This is a genomic window from Serratia sp. 25CWL12 (assembly GCF_055790885.1).
Window position 1 is genome coordinate 4,162,465 of record NZ_CM147698.1, and the last position, 19,481, is coordinate 4,181,945.

The window sequence follows — 19,481 nt, forward strand, 5'->3', positions numbered from 1 at the left end:
TAAACTGTTGTGAATTTTGTAAACAAAAGAAAGGCGCTGTTTCCAGCGCCATTAACCGTAATTTTTAATAAAATTACTCTTTTTTCTCGTCTTTACCTTCTGCCAGTAATTTGTCCAGAGCATCCCCACCGATATGGCGGAAATCCTGGCCCTTGACGAAATAGAAAATAAATTCACAAATGTTCTGGCAACGATCACCAATACGTTCGATAGAACGGGCACAAAATAACGCCGTCAATACACTAGGAATGGTGCGCGAATCTTCCATCATGTAGGTCATCAACTGACGCACGATACCCTCATACTCCTGATCGACCTTCTTGTCTTCACGGTAAATACGGATCGCTTCATCCAGATCCATACGCGCAAAGGCATCCAGCACATCATGCAACATCTGAACGGTATGGCGCCCCAAAGACTCCAGGCTGACCAACAGCGGTTGATGCTGGTGAGAAAATTTTTCCAGTGCCGTACGGCAGATTTTATCTGCGACGTCACCGATACGTTCCAGTTCAGAAATGGTCTTGATAATCGCCATCACCAGGCGTAAATCGCTGGCGGTCGGCTGGCGCTTGGCAATGATACGCACACAGGCTTCATCAATGGCCACTTCCATCATATTGACCTTGGCATCACCCTCGATCACCCGTTTAGCCAGCTCACCATCCTGGTTATGCATCGCCGTGATGGCATCACTCAGTTGCTGTTCCACCAGCCCACCCATCGTCAACACCTGGGTGCGGATATACTCAAGCTCTGCGTTGAACTGGCCAGAAATATGTTTGTTTAAATTCAGATTGTCCATGATGCACCCTTATCAACCATAACGGCCAGTAATGTAATCTTCAGTCTGCTTTTTCTGCGGTGCAGTAAACAAGGTGTCAGTATCACTGAACTCGATCAACTCCCCCAGATACATAAATGCGGTGGAGTCAGAACAACGTGCCGCCTGCTGCATATTATGGGTCACAATAACCACGGTATACTCAGACTTCAGTTCACTGATTAACTCTTCAATTTTACCAGTTGAAATAGGGTCAAGTGCCGAACACGGCTCATCCAGCAATAACACTTCTGGCCGAATGGCAATACCACGCGCAATACACAAACGCTGCTGTTGACCACCAGACAAGCTATAACCGCTCTGGTGCAACTTATCCTTGGTTTCATTCCACAGTGCCGCCTTGGTCAGCGCCCACTGAACACGCTCATCCATATCTGCACGGGACAGCTTTTCAAACAGACGTACACCGAAAGCAATATTGTCATAAATCGACATCGGGAACGGTGTTGGCTTTTGAAACACCATGCCCACCTTGGCACGCAGTAAGGCGATATCCTGGTTATCCGTCAGAATATTTTGCCCATCCAATATAATATCGCCTTCAGCACGTTGCTCTGGATATAGCTGATACATCTTGTTGAAAGTACGTAACAACGTTGATTTACCGCAACCCGATGGGCCGATAAAAGCCGTTACCTTATTCTCGGCAATATCCAGGGTGATGTTTTTCAGCGCATGGAATTTGCCATAGTAAAAGTTCAGATCGCGTACCTGAATTTTGCTGCTGGGAGCGTCAGTAACCATACTCATCAAGACTTCTCTCTTTTCACCGCGCCGAACCAACGGCGCTTAAATTTTTATGAATGCTTTTTCTTGGCAAAAATCACACGCGCCAGGATATTCAGTAACAGTACGCACAGGGTGATCAACAATACGCCTGCCCAAGCCAATTGCTGCCATTCGGCAAACGGGCTCATGGCAAACTTGAAGATGGTCACTGGCAGGTTGGCAATCGGCTGCATCAGGTCGGTATTCCAGAACTGATTTGACAGCGAGGTAAACAGCAATGGCGCTGTTTCACCTGCAATACGTGCTATCGCCAGTAATACACCGGTAATGATACCGGAGATAGAAGCTTTCAAGGTAATGGCAGAAATAATACGCCATTTGGGTGTTCCCAGTGCGTGCGCAGCCTCACGCAGCGTATCGGGCACCAGCTTGAGCATGTTCTCGGTGGTGCGGATCACAATCGGGATCTGCAGCAAAGCCAAGGCAATAATCCCCGCCCATCCAGAGAAGTGCTCCATTTTAGCCACCACCACGGTGTAAACAAACAACCCCACCACGATTGACGGCGCAGACAGCAAAATATCGTTAATAAAGCGGATCACCTCAGCCAACCAGGATTTACGGCCATATTCCGCCAGATAAACGCCTGCCATGATGCCCAACGGTGTACCGAAGATGGTCGCCCACAGAATCAGCAAACCACTACCGGCAATGGCGTTAGCCAAACCGCCGCCCGCCGTATTGGGTGGTGGCGTCATTTCGGTGAATAACGCCAGCGACATACCATCGATGCCCTTGGTAATGGTAGAAAACAGAATCCACACCAACCAGAACAGACCAAAGGCCATCGTCGCCAGTGACAAGAACAGTGCAATGCGGTTTTTCTGGCGGCGCCAAGCCTGCATTTTACGGCGGCTTTCCGCCAGTTCTACAGAATCCAACATGGTCACTTTAACGCCCCTCATTTTTAGCCAAGCGCATAACCATCAGTTTTGACAGCGCAAGGACGATAAAAGTGATAACAAACAGGATCAGCCCCAGTTGCATTAATGCTGAGGTGTGCAGCCCCGACTCCGCTTCAGCGAATTCATTGGCCAATGCTGAGGTAATACTGTTGCCAGGCATAAACAGTGAGAAACTGTCGAGTTGGTAGGTGTTACCGATAATGAAGGTGACCGCCATGGTTTCCCCCAAAGCTCGCCCCAGACCCAGCATAATACCGCCAATCACCCCATTTTTAGTAAACGGCAATACAATACGCCAAATCACTTCCCAGGTAGTACAACCAATACCGTAGGCGGACTCTTTCATCATTACCGGGGTTTGTTCGAATACATCACGCATAACTGCGGCAATGTAAGGAATAATCATAATAGCCAGGATCACCCCGGCAGCCAGAATACCGATACCGAAAGCCGGGCCAGAAAATAATTCACCAACAATCGGAATACCAGAAAGGACATTGCCCACCGGAGTCTGGAAATATTGGGCGAACAGTGGAGCAAACACGAACAGGCCCCACATACCGTAAACAATACTTGGGATCGCCGCCAACAGTTCAATGGCGATACCTAACGGGCGCTTAAGCCAATTAGGAGCCAGTTCCGTCAGGAACAGCGCAATACCAAAACTGACCGGGACCGCAATGATCAAGGCAATCAGCGAGGTGACTAACGTCCCGTAAATAGGGACTAAGGCACCAAACTGCTCAGCGGGTGCATCCCACTCTTTGGTCCACAGAAAAGCGAAACCAAACGCCTGCATACTTGGCCAGGAGGCAATAATCAGCGAAACAATAATGCCGCCCAGCAGCAATAAGGTAATCAGCGCGGCCAGTCTAACCAGCGCGCTGAAGATAATGTCACCGTTTTTACTCGGTGCTTTAATGGTCGGTTTAGGCCCAGCCATAGATTACTCTTCTGTTATAAAGCTTAAAGGGCTCAGCTTACTGAGCCCCGACACATCAGGCAAGGTGTATACCACACCTCTTGTGTTTTTAGAATAATATATTTTTAGAACAATGCTTTACCAGAACTGTCTTTGATATTGGTCTTCCAAGCTGCACGGACTTGCTCAACTACCTCATCTGGCAGTATAGCGTAATCCAGTTCAAGAGCCTGTTTAGCACCCTGGTTATAGGCCCAATCAAAGAACTTCAGTACTTCTGTACCTTGCTCTGGTTTCTTCTGCTCTTTGTGCAGCAGAATAAAGGTAGTGGAAGTAATTGGCCAAGCATTATTACCTTTTTGGTTGGTCAAGTCCTGTGCGAAGGTTTTACTCCAGTCGGCCCCTTTGGCTGCAGCGCTAAAGCTCTCTTTGGTTGGGCTCACTGGCTCACCATCAGCAGAGATTAATTTAGTGTAGGCCAGATTATTCTGTTTGGCATAAGCGTATTCTACATAACCGATAGAACCAGGTAAACGTTGGACAAATGCAGCAATACCGTCATTACCCTTACCACCTAAACCGGTTGGCCACTTAACCGTTGAACCGGTACCCACTTTCTCTTTCCACTGAGCATTTGCCTTAGACAGATAGCTGGTAAAGACGAAAGAAGTACCAGAACCGTCCGCACGGCGTACCACGGCGATATTCTGATCTGGCAACTTAACGCCTGGGTTCAGTTTGGTGATCGCTGGGTCATTCCATTTTTTGATATTGCCCAAATAGATATCACCCAGGGTTTGACCATCGAGAGTCAGCTCACCGGATTTGATGCCAGGGATATTGACCGCCATCACCACACCGCCAATCACGGTTGGGAACTGAAACAGGCCATCGGCAGCCAGTTTGTCGTCAGACAGGGGAGCATCGGAAGCACCAAAGTCAACGGTGTTAGCAATAATTTGCTTCACACCACCAGAGGAACCAATCCCCTGATAGTTAACTTTATTGCCAGTCTCTTTCTGATAAGAATCTGCCCACTTGGCATAAACCGGAGCGGGGAATGTCGCACCTGCACCGGTCAAGCTCGCAGCAGCGAATGCAGATACAGAGACCAGGGAGATAGTCGCTGCGACAATGCTGGCGACGGTGGTACGCATCAGTTTCATGATCCCTCCTAATGGGATATTTAAAAATCGACTTCGGGCTGTTTCAGTCAAATTAAGTATTGCTGATTGAAGGAAAATAGGACAGTTTCATGACAGTAAAATGTATAAAATATTACAGTTATATGACAGTGGTTGGGTTTATTATTTTTTGTTTTATTTTCAATGCATTAAAAATCATCATGCAAAATATCGGCTGAGTAAAACCCTACCGATCCTCACTCAAGTTCTGTACACGTCGATATTCAAGCTGCAGTCATGTCGTCTGGCCACCAGGAATATTCCCAGTAGAGCAGTTCATCCTTGAACTGCTTAAAAATCAATTCATTGCTACTTAACCCTTTTCCTGTAATGGAACAGTATCTTGTTTTTATCCCCAATATTTCTGTTTACTGGTTTTACCAATACCAGGGTTAAAACTGTTGGTCGGATCGGCTTCTTGGTAAAATACTTGCAAATCGGCTTTGGCCTGATACATATGCCCGACATTGTGCTCGGCAGGATACTCCGCACCTCTTTGGTCAATGAGCGCCAACATTTCTTCTTTTAATGCCTTGCTGTCTACTCCTTTTTTCACCAGGTAATCATTATGAAAAACGTGACACATAAAGTGGCCGCAATATAGTTTCTTAAGGAGCTTGTTGTCGATCTCTGGTGGCAAGGTTTCAAACCATTCGGAATCGTTGCGACGTAACGCGATATCCAGCGCCAAAATCTCCTGTACCTGATCGGCATGCACCGCCTGGTAGCGCACGGCAGCCCCCGCTGCAGCAAAGCGATGCAAAAATGCTTTTTTGCCTTCTTCTTCGGTGCAAACAAAGAAGTCACCGTCAGCCTGGGTAAAGTAATGCTGTAGATAATTCTGTGCTTCTGCTACCCCTGGGCCTGACATTTTGAGCATAAGATGATGTTCGAAGCGTTCGCGGTACTCTTTTAGGCTTATTGGCAAATGGTTGGGGGATAAACCACTTATTTTCTGCATCATGCGGTCGACAAGATTACGGGGCAGAAATGGCACTTTATTCAGATAGGTATCCATACGCCCTTTCAGGGTAAAGAAACGAGGCATCTGTTCGGTGCCAAACTTATCTATCATCATAAATGTATCTTTGCCATAACGCTCAGCAACATCAAAAATGTCGCGGTGCATATACTCACCCGCTACTGGCAGGTTTTCAAATTTACTGAGTATATGGCGCCGCAATTCGGTGAACACCGCCGTATTGTTGGTGCCGATATAGAACACCTGTTCAATACCCTCTTTGGCGAAAGTATCTAAGCGCACAGCAAATACCGCCAGTTTGCCAGCACAACCAGAGGCGCCATATAAACGGCGTTTGTCTGCATTAAAACGAGAAGGCGTATCTGCATCAACATCACGTACCCGACTAACATATTCATTGTCTGACGCTCTTAGCGTGCCATACTCTATATCTTCTGGTTGGTAATTCTGTTGTTCTAATCGAGTAAGGATTTCTTCCGGCGTATTGCCTAGTTTAATCCCTAACTCATTGACTAACTGCAGTTGACCATCAGCGCCTAACTTGGCGTACAACGCCATTTCAGTATAGGCTGGGCCACGTTTTACTAACGAACCTCCTGAACTGTTACAGATACCACCCACCACCGAAGCACCGATGCATGAAGACCCGATCACAGAATGAGGTTCGCGATCGTAAGGCTTGAGTTTTTTTTCCAACCCGGCAAGTGTACTTCCAGGGAAGCAGACAACCTGCTTACCATGATCCAATAGATGCAGATGGTCGAGCCGCAGCGTATTAATAACCACCACTTCACGATCATAATCATCGCCAAACGGTGTTGAGCCGCCAGTCAGGCCGGTATTTGCTGCCTGCATAATCACAACTGTATCGGCAGCAACACATAATTGTAAAATCTGCCAGAGTTGCAACAAACCGCTGGGAAATACCACTGCCAGAGCTTTGCCCTCGCCGGTGCGGAATCCTCTGCGATAACGAGCGGTACTGTTTTCACTGGTGAGCAGTTGAGAACTACCGACAATATTTTTTAGCTGATTGATAAACTCCTGATTTGTGTATGACATCATGTCACTCCTCTTCCTGTTCATAGAAATTTAAGTGTTTGTTGCATTAATGTAAGCAAGCCAGTCTAAGTTACGTTGTCTGACAACAAACAACAAATGGTAAAAATTATTAATGAGTCGTAGCGTCATGCAAATTACTCAGTGGTGAGGTGTTCGGCGTTGGAGCATTAATTTTGGTTTGATGATAAATATACCCAAAATCATGCGAATTGATTGTAGGCGGTAAGCGATATCATCCCCAGCATAATGCCATCGAAACCATCAAGGTTGTTACCGACAGTAAACAGGGAAATCTCCATACCGATGGCAACATCCAGCGTGGCTTTATACCCGTCGCCAATGAAGCTGCAGCGGTGTTGACTACACTCGTTCACCCGAATCACTTACCCATGTAAGATCATCGGGATTCTCTCGTTTGCCTCCTACCTGCAACTTCATTGAACTTGGATATAGACACATCAATTCCCACACAGAGTGGATTTGGCAGACTCATTATTACCCCATTGCTTATACGAAATGAGGTCGGACAGGACAACTGTTCAGGGTTCAAATGCGTTGCTCAATTGATCAGCTATCAGTCGGGGAACGGGCTTTAAACCCAAGGAGCAAACAAACACATAAACTGTGCCAAAACTAGGGGCTGTTGATCTTTCGTGGTGGATTATTAGGCGGCATGAAGGACTGGTATAATTACTTTCGCCAAAAACTAACCACAACAGCCCAACATGCCAAGAACGATATTAACAGATGAATACTGGTCAAAGCTAATCCGCTTAATGCTGAGAACGGGTCGCGTCTATGACAAGCCAGAACATAGAAATACTTTAGAAGGGATTTTGTATCAAATGCGGGTTGGCTGCCCTTGGCGTGATGTTCCAGCCGCTTTTGGACATTGGAGTGCCATCTACCGGCGGTTTAACTTGTGGTCAAAGAAAGGCATTCTTATGCAACTCTTTGTCGAGCTTAGGCAATTGGCTGATTTAGAATGGGAATTTATAGAAGGTAGCATTGTTAAAGCCCATCAACATGCGACAGGCGCTTGCTCTGAGGGCAAAGAGTCTATAGGAAAAAGCCGTGGTGGCAACACGACGAAAATCCATATGGCTGTTGATAGTTGTGGCTTACCGATAGATTTCATTGTCACGGGCGGTGAAGTTCATGACAGTAAAGCTGCTCCGGAATTACTTGATAGGTTGCCAGATGCAGAGCATGTTATTGCAGATCGGGGGTATGACAGTGAGAAAATCCGTGAGCAGGTTCGGCAGAAAAGGGGAATACCGACCATACCCCGCAAACGGAACTCAAAGATTGGGAATGGCGATATTGACTGGTGTTTGTACAAATATCGCCACCTTGTAGAGAATGCCTTTGCCAGGTTAAAGCATTACCGCTCAGTAGCCACAAGATACGATAAGTTAGCCCGAAATTACGCAAGTACAGTAGCTTTGGCTTGTTGCCTCATGTGGCTGCCAATGTGGGTTGGCTGAATGATGAACAGCAAAGATCAACAAGCCCTAATTAACTACATATTTCCCCTGTTTTAAGATAAAAAGAGTATAGATAACCATGTGATAGATAACTATGTGACTGGTGCGTTCAAGTCCGCCTGAAGCAGACTTGAACGCTGTTTTCAGTTGCCCTGATACGGGCACAAGCCTCCTGAATGAGGCGTGTAACTATAGCCAACACCCAAGTAGTATGAAGGGTATCAATACCAGGGAATGATAATGACACTCTATAGGATTAAGCCTGCTTTTCAGGCCTTGTTACGTCCAATAATGTATTGGCTGGAAAAACATCATGTAACAGCCAACCAGGTCACACTGGCCGCGATGGTGCTCTCATTTCTGGTTGGCGGAATACTGATGCTATTTCCGCAACCTGGTCTGTTTTATCTGCTTCCGATTGCGTTATTTATCCGTATGGCGCTCAATGCACTGGATGGCATGTTAGCCCGGGAGTGCAACCAGAAAAGCCGCCTCGGGGCGATACTGAATGAAATCGGTGATGTCCTTTCTGATGTTGCCTTATATCTGCCTTTTATCTTTCTCGCAAACAGTAACGCACCGCTGGTACTGGTGATGTTATTCATCATGGTGTTAACCGAATTTTGTGGAATTCTGGTACAAACCATTAACGGGACACGTAACTATGCTGGGCCACTGGGTAAAAGTGACCGGGCGTTGATGTTTGGTTCCTGGGGTTTGGTGCTGGCTATCTGGCCGCAACTGGTTAGCTGGAACAATCTGGTGTGGGGCATAGCAACGTTATTACTGGTCTGGACGGTCATCAATCGCTGCCGTAGCGCCTTGGTAGAGGAGCCGCAATAATGTTGCTGGAAAAATCGCTGGCAGTCATTTTTGCCCTGTTACTGATCGCTACCCTCATTAATGGGCTGTTGGTCTGGTTGCGCCCAGAGAAAAACTGGCGTGAATTAACGCTGCGCATCCGTACCTGGTGGGTCATTATCATCTTGTTTTCCCTGGCGATGATCAGCCCCCACTGGCTGGCATTGACTTTTTTCGCGCTGGTCAGTTTTATAGCGTTGAAGGAATATTTGACCCTGATTCCCTCCCGATATTCTGACCGGATGCCCATATTGTGGATGTTTATCGCCATTCCTATCAACTATTGGCTGATTGGCGCTAACTGGTATGGCATGTTCATTGTGTTTATTCCGGTCTATGTCTTTTTATTCCTTCCCGCTCGCATGGTGATTTCTGGCGATACGCATAGCTTTCTAAGCAGTGTGTCGCAGTTACACTGGGGCCTGATGACTACGGTCTTTGCCTTCAGTCATGTGGCATTTTTGCTGGTTCTCCCTGCCAATGGCCAACAAACAGGGGCCCTTTTGGTGCTATTTCTGGTTGGTCTGACAGAATTTAACGACATTACACAGTATCTGTGGGGCAAATCTCTGGGGCGGATTAAAGTCACACCGAAAGTCAGCCCAAATAAAACCCTGGCTGGCTTGCTCGGTGGCATCGCCAGCACCACACTGGCGGCAGCACTGCTTGGCCCGCTACTCACCCCGTTAAGCTGGAATATGGCGCTGCTGGCCGGGTTAATTATTGGTGTAACGGGGTTCTGCGGTGATATTGTGATGTCAGCAATCAAACGCGATATCGGTGTAAAAGATAGCGGAACACTGCTCCCTGGCCATGGCGGTATTCTTGACCGCTTGGACTCCCTGATCTTCACCGCTCCGGTTTTCTTCCACTTTATTCGTTACTTCTATTACTGACATTATGGTGAAAAAACTTCTCAAAACACTATTTTCACTCTGTATCGTCTGGCCGGTAATTTGGTTATGGCTTGGGCTGCGAGTAAAACACCCACAACGACTGCCCAAACAAGGGCCGGCGATTATCGTGGCAAATCATAACAGCCATATGGATGCGTTTACGCTGTTATCACTGTTCTCAATTCATCAACAACACAATGTCCACCCGGTGGCCGCTGCAGACTATTTTCTGCGTAACCGCTGGTTGGCATGGTTTACGCTTAATATTCTCAATATTATCCCGGTCTCGCGCCAAGGAGGGGAAACCAATCCACTGGCGCTTTGCGAACAAGCATTACGCGACAATAAGATTCTGATCCTGTTTCCTGAAGGTAGCCGTGGTGAACCAGGAAAATTGGCACCACTAAAATCAGGGCTGTGGCATCTTAGCCAAAGCCTGCCGGAGGTACCGATTATCCCCATCTGGCTGAAAGGGACAGAACAGGTTATGGCAAAAGGCAACCGCATTCCTTTGCCGTTGTTTATTGATGTCAATGTAGGTGAGCCACTGTACTCTCACCCGGATAAGAGCCAGTTTAAGGAAGCGCTATTACAGCGTTTATTACAACTCCGGCAGGAGACTCAAGGAAATGAATCCCATGATTAATACCCGTACGCCAGACGAGAAGTGTTTTCTGACCAGCGACCAGACTGAACTGTTTTATCGCCACTGGCCGGCTCAGGAAAACGGTGAAATAAATAAAATCATCGTTTTGTTCCATCGTGGCCATGAGCACTCTGGGCGTATGCAACACATTGTTGATGAATTAGCCATGCCGGATAGCGCATTCTATGCTTGGGATGCACGGGGACATGGGCGTTCGCCAGGTCAACGCGGTTACAGCCCATCGCTGACCCGCTCAGTACAGGATATGGATGAATTTGTTCGCTTTGTTGCTGCCGAAAATAATGTGCCCCTGGAGAATATTACCGTGGTAGCACAAAGCGTTGGGGCGGTACTGGCTGCGACCTGGGTACACGACTATGCGCCAGCCATTCGCGGCTTGGTGCTGGCATCACCTGCGTTTAAGGTTAAGTTGTATGTACCGTTTGCACGTAGCGGGCTGGCACTTTTGCACCGTTTGCGCGGGTTGTTTTTCGTCAACTCTTACGTCAAAGGCAAATACCTGACACACGACCCCGAGCGGGTAGCCAGCTTTGATCATGATCCTTTAGTTACCCAGCCAATCGCCGTCAATATATTGCTTGATCTCTACCGTACTGCGGAACGCGTGGTACGCGACGCCGCTGCAATTACCCTACCAGTACAGTTACTGATTTCCGGCAATGACCATGTTGTCCACCGCAAGCCACAATTGGATTTCTACCAGGGGTTACGCAGCCAATTAAAAGAATTGCACATCCTCCCTGGTTTTTATCATGACACGCTCGGTGAGCGGGATCGCCACATCGCATTCGACAAAATGCGCAGTTTTATCGACACCCTGTACACCTTGCCACCGCAACGCTTCGATTACAGTAATGAAGACCGCTGGAGCCCAAGTGCTGATACTTGGCGAATGCTCAGTGGCGGCCCGGTTCCCTATTCTCTCGATGATGTGGCTTATCGCGCAATGCGTTATGGCATGAAAATGCTGGGTACCCAGTCAACTGGCGTGAAGTTAGGGTTTGAGACTGGTTTTGATTCCGGTAGCACCCTGGATTATGTCTATCGTAACCAACCACAAGGAAGTAACTGGCTAGGTCGGCAAATCGATAAGAACTACCTCAATAGCATTGGTTGGCAAGGGATCCGTCAGCGTAAACTTCATCTGCAGCAACTTATCCAACAAGCAGTCGCGCAGTTGGCCACACAAGGGACGCCAGTGCGTGTAGTGGATGTTGCCGCCGGGCATGGTCGCTATGTGTTGGATGCGTTGGCGAGTGAACCCCTCGTCAGTCATATTCTCCTGCGTGATTACAGCGAACTGAATGTCGAGAAAGGGCAGGAAATGATCGCTTTACGCGGCATGGAAGATAAGGCCCATTTTGAACGTGGTGACGCTTTTAACCGCGATGAACTGGCTGCATTAACGCCACGCCCAACGCTGGGTATCGTTTCTGGGCTTTACGAGCTATTTCCTGAAAATACACTGGTACGTAATTCGTTAGCTGGGTTGGCTGAGGCCATTGAACCCGGGGGGATATTGATCTACACCGGGCAACCGTGGCATCCGCAGTTAAAAACCATCGCCTGGTCCCTCACCAGCCATAAAGATGGTAAGGCGTGGGTAATGCGTGTACGTACCCAAGGGGAAATGGATGCCTTGGTGCAAGAAGCCGGTTTTGATAAATGTGCCCAGTTAATTGATCAGTGGGGGATTTTTACTGTTTCACTGGCGGTGCGTCGCTAAGCATGAGCAGTTCTGTAACTCGCCGTAATATTATTATTCACGGGATAGGCTGGCTGCTGTTGCTGGCCCCTCTTTTTTTCCTCACCTATGGTCAGGTAAACCAGTTTACCGCTGGCAGGAGTGATGTGGGCAGCCTGGTGTTTGCCTGGGAGAAGCATATTCCCTTTATTCCGCTGACCATAATTCCCTATTGGAGCCTTGATATATTCTACGGGTTGTCGCTATTTATCTGTACAACACTCAGCGAACAGCGACGCTTGGTCTGCCGGTTAGCATTAGCCCCTCTGGTGGCCTGTATCGGTTTTTTACTCTTTCCGCTGAAATTTTCCTTCACCAGACCGCCAATTTCTGGTGCTGCCGGTTGGTTGTTCGAACAATTGGAGCAATTTGATTTACCCTATAATCAATCACCTTCTCTGCATATTATTTTTTGCTGGTTACTCTGGCGCCACTTCAGCCGCCACCTTGACGGCCACGGGCACCGGATTTTTACCGCATGGTTTCTGCTTATCGCACTCTCCGTTGTGACGACTTGGCAGCACCATTTTATCGACGTTATCACTGGGTTGATCGCGGGTATGGTGATTGACTGGCTGGTACCAGAACAGGGGCAATGGCGTTGGCAGCGCCCAGACAGCCGCCGCTGGAAATTAACCAGACGCTATTTGTTCGGTTCACTCATAGCCATAGCAGCAAGTTTTTATCTGCCGTGGCTGTGGTGGCCAGCCATAGCGTTGATGATTGTCACGCTGGGATATGCCGGGTTTGGCGTCACCGTGTTGCAAAAAAATGAACAAGGAAAACTCACCCCTGCCGCCTACTGGTTACTGATGCCCTGGCGGTTGGGGATGTTTATTTCTCTACGCTATTACACCCGCAGTTTGCCTGCGGTTAGTCCACTCACGGATGAGGTGTTCCTGGGCTCTTACCCCCGTAGCCAGCCATTACAACGGGCAGTGTTGGATGTTACCAGTGAGTTTCCCCGAGCGCGCAACATAACCGGAGTAGCCTATTATTGTGTACCGATGTTGGATTTGGTCAACCCGCAAGCGAGCCAACTCCGTGAGGCGGTTCTCATGCTGGAACAGTTGCAGCGTACACAAGGTAGCGTGCTTATCCATTGTGCATTAGGCTTGTCACGCAGTGCTTTAGTGGCAGCCGCCTGGCTACTCTATAAACAACCGTCACTCACGGTAATGGAAGCCGTCGCCTATATTCGGCAGAAGCGGCCGCAGGTAGTCTTCAACGCTCAACATCTGGAGCTGTTAGAACAATGGCGAATGAACCATGGCGAATGAACATCAGGAAATAACAGCAACCGAACAACTAACCACCGTGTTGCTTGAACGAACTCTGCTGAGCTGGCGTTTTTTGCTGTTGATGGTGGTACCACCATTACTATGGGTTATTTTTGCTGCATCACCCGGCTTGATGCGGGCAGGGGTGGCGTTGCTGAGTAGTGTATGTATTTATGGCTGCTGGCGCCTATGGTTGGATGTCGGTTATTTAACACAGTTCAACGAGGCGCAGAATCAACAAGCCGGGAAAGCGCTGGCATTGATTTGGCAACGGCAACGGTTAACCCAACTGACATTCCCGCAACGTCAACATGGTGCGTTATGCCAACTCAAGCGCACCATGTTAATCACGGCGTTATTGTGGGTTCTCTGGTTGTTCGCTTTGATTCTCTACTGAACGTTGGCTAAGTAGTGAACCCTGTAAGCATTGCTGGGTGAATCTATTAACCATAGGCAACAACAGACAACTACAGGCCTTAAATAATCGGCTGTTGCCTAACGTTTCTCTGTGATAACAAAGATTAATTTTTACCCGGTGCTTTTATAAAAAATCTTCACCCGCTATTCTGTTAATCATTACTCATTTAGACAAGCCAAAGGTATTCCTATGTCTTTTCGTCTCACGACCCAAAAGGTGCTGTTTGCGAGTTCGCTGATTATGTCAGGTTATGTACTCACCGCCAACGCAGAAGATCCGGCAACCACAGTACAAACACCACCCTCAGTACCATCAGCAACGCTGCCAGCATCGACAGACGGAGCTCCCTCTGCACAAACAACAAACAACACTAAAGCAGCAGAGGCTGAACCCGCAGCCACCCCCACGTCAACAGGCCCAAGCCTAACTGAACAGCCTAAAATGTCGAATGAAAAAGAGACAGATGAAAAAGAGACAAAACAAGAGGTAAAAGAGAACCTGGCGACTTCAACTAATGTGAATGCGGCGACACCAGAAAGTACGACCACGCCAGAAAATATCACTACACCGAAAAATATAACTTCACCAGAAAATATAACTACGCCACAACAAAAAGAGACAGTAGCTGTTCCAACCGAAACAACGACAGCAGAAACAACAGAAGACACCAAAACACCCGATGTAGCGCCTGCGGCAACGCCATCATCCGCCTTTCCATCCATAACTGAACCACCAAAAGAGTTGGATAAAAAAGAGATACAACCGGGTGAAACAGCTTCAACTGACGTAAGTTCAGCAACAGCAGAAAGTACATCCGTGTCTGATGATATTGCGACAGCAGAAAAAAAAGAGGCTGTGACTACTACGCCAACAGGAGTAAAAGAATTTAAATTAGGTAGCGAAGAGCAAAAACGTGCTTATGCCAGTGGTATCGCATTAGGGCACTATATTGAAGCGCAAATTGCTCAACAAAAAGAACTCCATATAACGCTTGATAAAAATATTATACTAGCGGGTGTCGCTGATGCCTTCAACAAGCAGGACAAAATGAGCGAGAAAGAGGTACGCGACACGTTACTCATTCTTGACGAGCAGATAAACGTCTTAACAGAAGATAAAAATAATAAAAGAATTGCTACAGATAAAGCCTGGATGGAGCAATTTGCACAGCGTGAAGGGGTCAAGAAAAACAAACAAGGGTTGCTTTACTTGATAATCAATAAAGGGAGCGGTCCAGCACTGCAAAGTACCGATGTTGTTGAGTTAAGTTTTAAAGGTACCTTGATTGATGGCACTGTGGTTGATGGCCCTAAAGTTGATAACTCGTACCAAGTATTTAAAGTAGATAATATACCGCCACTGCTGCGTGATAGCGTGAAACTTATTCGTAAAGGGGGAGAGATTCAGGTCGCGATCCCACCTTCAGCGATAAAAGTTCCGGATGGATCTAAAAAACCTGAGTTTGTGGTTATCTACACTATTTCTGTTATTGATGTAAATAAACCGCAATAGCTATTTATCCCCCAGCAGTTATTCGAACTGCTGGGGTTAGCGAGTACCAGATTCTCTGCAATCCCTACGTTTTGATCTTCAAGTTAACGTAGCTCTTACTCAAATTGGGGCACGATCGATCTGCGACAAAGCTTGATTAATGGCAAATATCTTTCCATTAACCTGAGGAATACCAAAATTGCGAAGCCGCTCGCTATGCATCGCCAGATAGGCCTCAGCACTGGAAATATTGGCGAACAAGTAGATGCCACCCGCTTCCTGGGTGGCCTGGTTTTCAGTCCAGATCTTCCAAATCAACCCCGGTTCTTCGGCAATAGAGTGGGCTAACCCCTCCATCGCTTGCGCCATTTCCTGCCCCCAAGGGCCATGGTAGGGAAAATCAACTTGCAGTATGTAGCTCATAAAAAACTCCTTTTTCATTGCATTATCAGTGAAGAATAATGCGTTCTGATAAACATCACTTGAGCTTAATCATAAAAAATCCGGTTTGCCTTTAAAGGCATAACCGGATTTATTCAGTTCACAACTTTATAGTAGAGATGCCCAACGTCTTCCTTTTCCTTTCTAGAAAAGTGACATGGCTAAAACCAGCGTATCCCCTGGAGATGGGGTTCGACACAGCAATCAATGGAAATTTTGTCGAGTTCGTAGCTCTCAACATCGAGGCAATGAATGAAAACTGTCGTTGTGACGTAATCATGCTAATTGGCGATAAGATACTTACCGATCAAATCATTTACACTCAAGACTAGTTATGCGAGAGTAGTCATATGTCATCTATTAGAATATTCATCTTAGGTTCCCTCGCTAAGCAAGGTCCGATGCACGGGCATGCTTTAGTTCGTCTTGCAGAAGACGAACATATCGAACAGTGGGCCGATTTCGCCGCAGGTGCGATCTATGGTGCGCTCAAACGTTTGGCGGCAGAAAAGCTGATCATCGAAGAGCGCGTGGAGAAAGTTGGTAACTATCCCGAAAGGCAGGTTTTTCGACTCAGTGAGTCTGGACGTAAGGCACTACGCGTCCTTGGGATCCAGGGGTTGAGCAAAGTGGTGCTCAAGCCAGATCCCTTCGATCTTGCGTTTGCCCGGTTTTATTCAGATCAGCTTGATGAGTTGCCAGCCATCATTCAAGAACGACTTCTGTTACTACGAGCCAGACTTAACGCCCACGTCGCTAAGCTCGACAGAATTCGTGATGACATCAGTGTCGCCGAAGCTTGGATGGTTGATCACCATACGTTTCGACTTCGCGCTGAAATTGACTGGCATGAAGGTCTTTTGGCTGCTCTTCCCAACATTATTGAAGATGAACGGTCTCGAAGGAACAATACATTATGACCACCAGTTCCATCTCACTCATTGCGCCTAAACGTGCCTGGCAGGCGCTGGCAATCTTGCTTATTGGTATGTTCATGGCCCTGCTGGATACCACGATTGTCAATATTGCTCTGCCGAGCATCAAAATGAACCTGAATACATCAGACGCAGCATTGTCATGGATTATCTCCGGCTACGCTCTGGCTTACGGGTTAGCGTTGATCCCAGCAGGCCGTCTTGGTGATCGCTTCGGACATAAATGGGTTTTCTGTAGCGGGCTTGCTCTCTTCACTATCGCGAGCTTCGCTTGTGGTATTGCGCAAAACAGCGGTCAACTGATTGTAGCCAGAATTATTCAGGGTCTTGCGGGGGGGATATTTTTTCCTGCTGTCATTGCATTCATTCAATTACTGTTTACAGGTTATAAACGTGGCAAAGCCTTCGCAATTATGGGGGCAGTCATGGGCGTATCAACCGCACTCGGGCCCCTTGTCGGTGGTATTCTGATTCAAGTCTTCGGCGAAGCTGATGGTTGGCGTCTGGTTTTCTGGGTTAATTTACCATTAGGTGCCGCCGCATTGTTCGGGGCCGTGATGTTGCTGCCAACAAGTGTAGAACGCAGCAGAACATCAGGCAGTATTGACGGGGTGGGGCTTTTACTTATCACGGTAAGCCTGGTGGCCATTCTGGTTCCTCTCATTGAAGGGCAAGACAAACCCTGGCCAGTTTGGTCCTATCTATCACTGTTCGGCGGCGTCATCCTTCTCGTGATGTTTGCATTTTGGGAGCTCAGGGTTGAGCGGAAAAATGGCGATCCACTCGTTCCACCCCATTTGTTCACACGTCGCTCCTTCACTGGAGGAACTATTTTAGCGCTGGTTTATTTCGCTGCATTCACCAGTATCTTCTTTACGCTATCCATCTTTTGGCAATCAGGGCTTGGTCATAGTGCTCTAGCAGCCGGTTTTATTTCATTACCCTTTGCTATTGGAGACATTTTGGGTGCCTCATACAGCCACAAGCTAGCAGAGCGTTATGGACGAACCTCGCTCTCCATGGGCACCGGCCTGCTCGCCATCGGGCTAACCATACTCTGGTTGCTGCTAACAACAATTCCAGCAACAGAACTAACAATATGGACCATTGCTACCCCTTTATTTGTAGCTGGTATTGGTTGTGGTCTGTTTATTGCGGCAAATTCCCAATTTATTGTTGCCACTGTTGAGCGCAGCGAAGCGGGTGCGGCGGCGGCTGTTATCGGTACGGTACAACGACTCGGCAGCGCGACTGGAATTGCCGTCGTGGGAAGTGTCTTTTTTGGAACGTTATCGATATCCCCATTAACCACGGAACAAATCAGTGAGATAAAGCAACGATATGCAGGTCAGGGAGCCGACGCTATTCAAGCTGCTATCGCAACCTCAACCCAAAACGACATAGCTCTCGGTTTTGGCAACAGTGCGGCAATGGCTATCTCAGTAGGAGCCGTGCTCGCACTGATTGCCTTCTTCCTAGTGTTCACATTACCCAATAAAGTTGATCTCAGTGTAAACACTTAAGGTTACTTTTTTACTTTTATGACGGAGTTTTATAATGCCTATATCTCGTACTCTAACGTACTGGTTCTGCTCCCTGATATTGGCAGTTCTTGCTATACCGGCTATAGCACAACTACCCCCAGTGCAAGCGACACAAGCCCCTGGATTTTATCATATGGCCATTGGCGATTTTACCGTGACAGCTATTTATGACGGGCAATCCCACTTGAGTCCCGAATTATTATCCGGTGCCAGTCAGAAAGATATAAAGGCACTACTGGAGAGTAACTTTACCACCAATACTGCAATTAACAGTTTTCTGGTTCGTACCAATAAAAATTTGATACTGATAGATACAGGGGCTGGTGCTTGCTTGAGCGCTAACCTGGGTAAGCTTAGAGCCAACATTCGTGCAGCGGGCTATAAACTCAACCAAATCGATACCATACTATTAACCCATCTGCACCCCGACCATGTTTGCGGTTTGATTGATGCAGATGGAAAACCGGTATTTGAGAACGCTCAAGTCTATGTTAACAAGATTGAGGCTGATTTTTGGCTTGATCCTAAACAGGCGGCTAGCGCACATAAGTCAGAACAGGAGGCATTTACTTTAGCAGTCAAGTCTTTGGCACCTTACCAAGCACAAAAACGCCTACATTTATTTATGGTTGGTGACAATAGTCTCCCACTTGGCATTAAGGCTGAGCTGACACCTGGACATACCCTTGGGCATACCTCTTATTTAGTGGAATCGGCGGGGGAAAGTCTATTAGTGTGGGGGGATATTGTTAACAGCTATGCCGTCCAATTGGCACGACCTGACGTTGCTATCGTATTTGACCACGACAGCATGCTAGCAAATACGACGCGCAAGAAAGTGCTGGTTGATGCAGTCAATGATAAACGCTGGATTGCTGGTGCTCATTTACCTTTCCCAGGTATAGGACATGTGAGCAAAGCAGACCATGGTTACCGTTGGTTACCTGTAGAATATGCCCCGCTTGAAACACAAAAAAATAAAAAACCTTAAAGACAGCAAAAGTGAAACGATGTTTGTTTCTGACAGTG

At 47.4% G+C, this 19,481-nt stretch carries 19 protein-coding genes; 11 read left to right on the top strand and 8 right to left on the bottom strand.

Annotated elements, in window-relative coordinates; translation table 11 throughout:
• Window positions 1-73: 73 nt before the first annotated feature.
• The 7 genes from phoU to ACX9GV_RS18155 form a co-directional block, all read right to left on the bottom strand.
• A complete protein-coding gene (gene phoU, locus ACX9GV_RS18125) occupies window positions 74-805 on the bottom strand; it encodes a phosphate signaling complex protein PhoU (protein ID WP_473196448.1) in 732 nt (243 codons plus the stop codon).
• A gap of 12 nt (window positions 806-817) precedes the next feature.
• Window positions 818-1,588 (bottom strand): phosphate ABC transporter ATP-binding protein PstB, encoded by a 771-nt coding sequence (gene pstB, locus ACX9GV_RS18130; RefSeq protein WP_473198068.1) that lies wholly within the window; start codon window positions 1,586-1,588, stop codon window positions 818-820.
• A gap of 53 nt (window positions 1,589-1,641) precedes the next feature.
• Window positions 1,642-2,517, bottom strand: a complete 876-nt coding sequence (gene pstA, locus ACX9GV_RS18135) for a phosphate ABC transporter permease PstA (protein ID WP_473196449.1) — start codon at window positions 2,515-2,517, stop codon at window positions 1,642-1,644.
• Window positions 2,518-2,524: 7 nt separating this feature from the next.
• Window positions 2,525-3,481, bottom strand: coding sequence for a phosphate ABC transporter permease PstC (gene pstC / locus ACX9GV_RS18140; RefSeq protein WP_473196450.1), 957 nt, complete (start codon window positions 3,479-3,481; stop codon window positions 2,525-2,527).
• A gap of 104 nt (window positions 3,482-3,585) precedes the next feature.
• Window positions 3,586-4,626, bottom strand: coding sequence for a phosphate ABC transporter substrate-binding protein PstS (pstS, locus tag ACX9GV_RS18145; protein WP_473196451.1), 1,041 nt, complete (start codon window positions 4,624-4,626; stop codon window positions 3,586-3,588).
• 367 nt (window positions 4,627-4,993) lie between these two features.
• Window positions 4,994-6,688 carry a D-lactate dehydrogenase gene (gene dld / locus ACX9GV_RS18150; protein ID WP_037384866.1) on the bottom strand — a complete coding sequence of 565 codons (1,695 nt, stop codon included), beginning with the start codon at window positions 6,686-6,688 and terminating at the stop codon, window positions 4,994-4,996.
• Window positions 6,689-6,888: 200 nt separating this feature from the next.
• Entirely contained in the window at window positions 6,889-7,062 is a 174-nt protein-coding gene (locus ACX9GV_RS18155; RefSeq protein WP_473196452.1) for a hypothetical protein, read from the bottom strand.
• Window positions 7,063-7,413: 351 nt separating this feature from the next.
• Here ACX9GV_RS18155 and ACX9GV_RS18160 point away from each other — a divergent pair, with 351 nt between their 5' ends.
• The 8 genes from ACX9GV_RS18160 to ACX9GV_RS18195 all read left to right on the top strand — a co-directional run bounded on the left by ACX9GV_RS18160 (window position 7,414) and on the right by ACX9GV_RS18195 (window position 15,553).
• On the top strand, window positions 7,414-8,175 hold the full coding sequence (locus tag ACX9GV_RS18160; RefSeq protein WP_473196453.1) for an IS5 family transposase: 762 nt from the start codon (window positions 7,414-7,416) through the stop codon (window positions 8,173-8,175).
• A 240-nt stretch (window positions 8,176-8,415) separates the two neighbouring features.
• A complete protein-coding gene (locus ACX9GV_RS18165) occupies window positions 8,416-9,018 on the top strand; it encodes a CDP-alcohol phosphatidyltransferase family protein (protein ID WP_473196454.1) in 603 nt (200 codons plus the stop codon).
• A complete protein-coding gene (locus ACX9GV_RS18170; RefSeq protein ID WP_473196455.1) occupies window positions 9,018-9,932 on the top strand; it encodes a phosphatidate cytidylyltransferase in 915 nt (304 codons plus the stop codon). The genes ACX9GV_RS18165 and ACX9GV_RS18170 overlap by 1 nt, the downstream gene beginning before the upstream one ends.
• A gap of 4 nt (window positions 9,933-9,936) precedes the next feature.
• Window positions 9,937-10,578 (top strand): lysophospholipid acyltransferase family protein, encoded by a 642-nt coding sequence (locus tag ACX9GV_RS18175; RefSeq protein ID WP_023491146.1) that lies wholly within the window; start codon window positions 9,937-9,939, stop codon window positions 10,576-10,578.
• Window positions 10,571-12,325 (top strand): bifunctional alpha/beta hydrolase/class I SAM-dependent methyltransferase, encoded by a 1,755-nt coding sequence (locus ACX9GV_RS18180; RefSeq protein ID WP_473198069.1) that lies wholly within the window; start codon window positions 10,571-10,573, stop codon window positions 12,323-12,325. Before ACX9GV_RS18175 ends, ACX9GV_RS18180 begins: the two co-directional genes overlap by 8 nt.
• A gap of 2 nt (window positions 12,326-12,327) precedes the next feature.
• Window positions 12,328-13,623, top strand: a complete 1,296-nt coding sequence (locus ACX9GV_RS18185) for a phosphatase PAP2/dual specificity phosphatase family protein (RefSeq protein ID WP_473196456.1) — start codon at window positions 12,328-12,330, stop codon at window positions 13,621-13,623.
• Window positions 13,613-14,020 (top strand): hypothetical protein, encoded by a 408-nt coding sequence (locus ACX9GV_RS18190; protein WP_473196457.1) that lies wholly within the window; start codon window positions 13,613-13,615, stop codon window positions 14,018-14,020. The genes ACX9GV_RS18185 and ACX9GV_RS18190 overlap by 11 nt, the downstream gene beginning before the upstream one ends.
• 210 nt (window positions 14,021-14,230) lie before the next feature.
• Window positions 14,231-15,553 carry an FKBP-type peptidyl-prolyl cis-trans isomerase N-terminal domain-containing protein gene (locus tag ACX9GV_RS18195; protein ID WP_473196458.1) on the top strand — a complete coding sequence of 441 codons (1,323 nt, stop codon included), beginning with the start codon at window positions 14,231-14,233 and terminating at the stop codon, window positions 15,551-15,553.
• A gap of 99 nt (window positions 15,554-15,652) precedes the next feature.
• On the opposite strand, the gene ACX9GV_RS18200 is transcribed toward ACX9GV_RS18195, so the two are convergent.
• Entirely contained in the window at window positions 15,653-15,955 is a 303-nt protein-coding gene (locus tag ACX9GV_RS18200) for a monooxygenase (protein ID WP_473196459.1), read from the bottom strand.
• A 368-nt stretch (window positions 15,956-16,323) separates the two neighbouring features.
• On the opposite strand from ACX9GV_RS18200, the gene ACX9GV_RS18205 reads away from it, so the two are divergent.
• The 3 genes from ACX9GV_RS18205 to ACX9GV_RS18215 all read left to right on the top strand — a co-directional run bounded on the left by ACX9GV_RS18205 (window position 16,324) and on the right by ACX9GV_RS18215 (window position 19,443).
• A complete protein-coding gene (locus ACX9GV_RS18205) occupies window positions 16,324-16,893 on the top strand; it encodes a PadR family transcriptional regulator (RefSeq protein ID WP_473196460.1) in 570 nt (189 codons plus the stop codon).
• Window positions 16,890-18,431, top strand: a complete 1,542-nt coding sequence (locus ACX9GV_RS18210; protein ID WP_473196461.1) for an MFS transporter — start codon at window positions 16,890-16,892, stop codon at window positions 18,429-18,431. Before ACX9GV_RS18205 ends, ACX9GV_RS18210 begins: the two co-directional genes overlap by 4 nt.
• 154 nt (window positions 18,432-18,585) lie before the next feature.
• Complete coding sequence (locus tag ACX9GV_RS18215) at window positions 18,586-19,443, top strand: MBL fold metallo-hydrolase (protein WP_473196462.1); 858 nt, start codon at window positions 18,586-18,588, stop codon at window positions 19,441-19,443.
• Window positions 19,444-19,481 lie beyond the last annotated feature (38 nt).

What these genes read in the sequence shown, in the direction of transcription:
- phoU (WP_473196448.1), bottom strand. Translation starts at nt 805, where the DNA reads ATGGACAATCTGAATTTAAACAAACATATTTCTGGCCAGTTCAACGCA.
- pstB (WP_473198068.1), bottom strand. Translation starts at nt 1,588, where the DNA reads ATGGTTACTGACGCTCCCAGCAGCAAAATTCAGGTACGCGATCTGAAC.
- pstA (WP_473196449.1), bottom strand. Translation starts at nt 2,517, where the DNA reads ATGTTGGATTCTGTAGAACTGGCGGAAAGCCGCCGTAAAATGCAGGCT.
- pstC (WP_473196450.1), bottom strand. Translation starts at nt 3,481, where the DNA reads ATGGCTGGGCCTAAACCGACCATTAAAGCACCGAGTAAAAACGGTGAC.
- pstS (WP_473196451.1), bottom strand. Translation starts at nt 4,626, where the DNA reads ATGAAACTGATGCGTACCACCGTCGCCAGCATTGTCGCAGCGACTATC.
- dld (WP_037384866.1), bottom strand. Translation starts at nt 6,688, where the DNA reads ATGTCATACACAAATCAGGAGTTTATCAATCAGCTAAAAAATATTGTC.
- ACX9GV_RS18160 (WP_473196453.1), top strand. Translation starts at nt 7,414, where the DNA reads ATGCCAAGAACGATATTAACAGATGAATACTGGTCAAAGCTAATCCGC.
- ACX9GV_RS18165 (WP_473196454.1), top strand. Translation starts at nt 8,416, where the DNA reads ATGACACTCTATAGGATTAAGCCTGCTTTTCAGGCCTTGTTACGTCCA.
- ACX9GV_RS18170 (WP_473196455.1), top strand. Translation starts at nt 9,018, where the DNA reads ATGTTGCTGGAAAAATCGCTGGCAGTCATTTTTGCCCTGTTACTGATC.
- ACX9GV_RS18175 (WP_023491146.1), top strand. Translation starts at nt 9,937, where the DNA reads ATGGTGAAAAAACTTCTCAAAACACTATTTTCACTCTGTATCGTCTGG.
- ACX9GV_RS18180 (WP_473198069.1), top strand. Translation starts at nt 10,571, where the DNA reads ATGATTAATACCCGTACGCCAGACGAGAAGTGTTTTCTGACCAGCGAC.
- ACX9GV_RS18185 (WP_473196456.1), top strand. Translation starts at nt 12,328, where the DNA reads ATGAGCAGTTCTGTAACTCGCCGTAATATTATTATTCACGGGATAGGC.
- ACX9GV_RS18190 (WP_473196457.1), top strand. Translation starts at nt 13,613, where the DNA reads ATGGCGAATGAACATCAGGAAATAACAGCAACCGAACAACTAACCACC.
- ACX9GV_RS18195 (WP_473196458.1), top strand. Translation starts at nt 14,231, where the DNA reads ATGTCTTTTCGTCTCACGACCCAAAAGGTGCTGTTTGCGAGTTCGCTG.
- ACX9GV_RS18200 (WP_473196459.1), bottom strand. Translation starts at nt 15,955, where the DNA reads ATGAGCTACATACTGCAAGTTGATTTTCCCTACCATGGCCCTTGGGGG.
- ACX9GV_RS18205 (WP_473196460.1), top strand. Translation starts at nt 16,324, where the DNA reads ATGTCATCTATTAGAATATTCATCTTAGGTTCCCTCGCTAAGCAAGGT.
- ACX9GV_RS18210 (WP_473196461.1), top strand. Translation starts at nt 16,890, where the DNA reads ATGACCACCAGTTCCATCTCACTCATTGCGCCTAAACGTGCCTGGCAG.
- ACX9GV_RS18215 (WP_473196462.1), top strand. Translation starts at nt 18,586, where the DNA reads ATGGCCATTGGCGATTTTACCGTGACAGCTATTTATGACGGGCAATCC.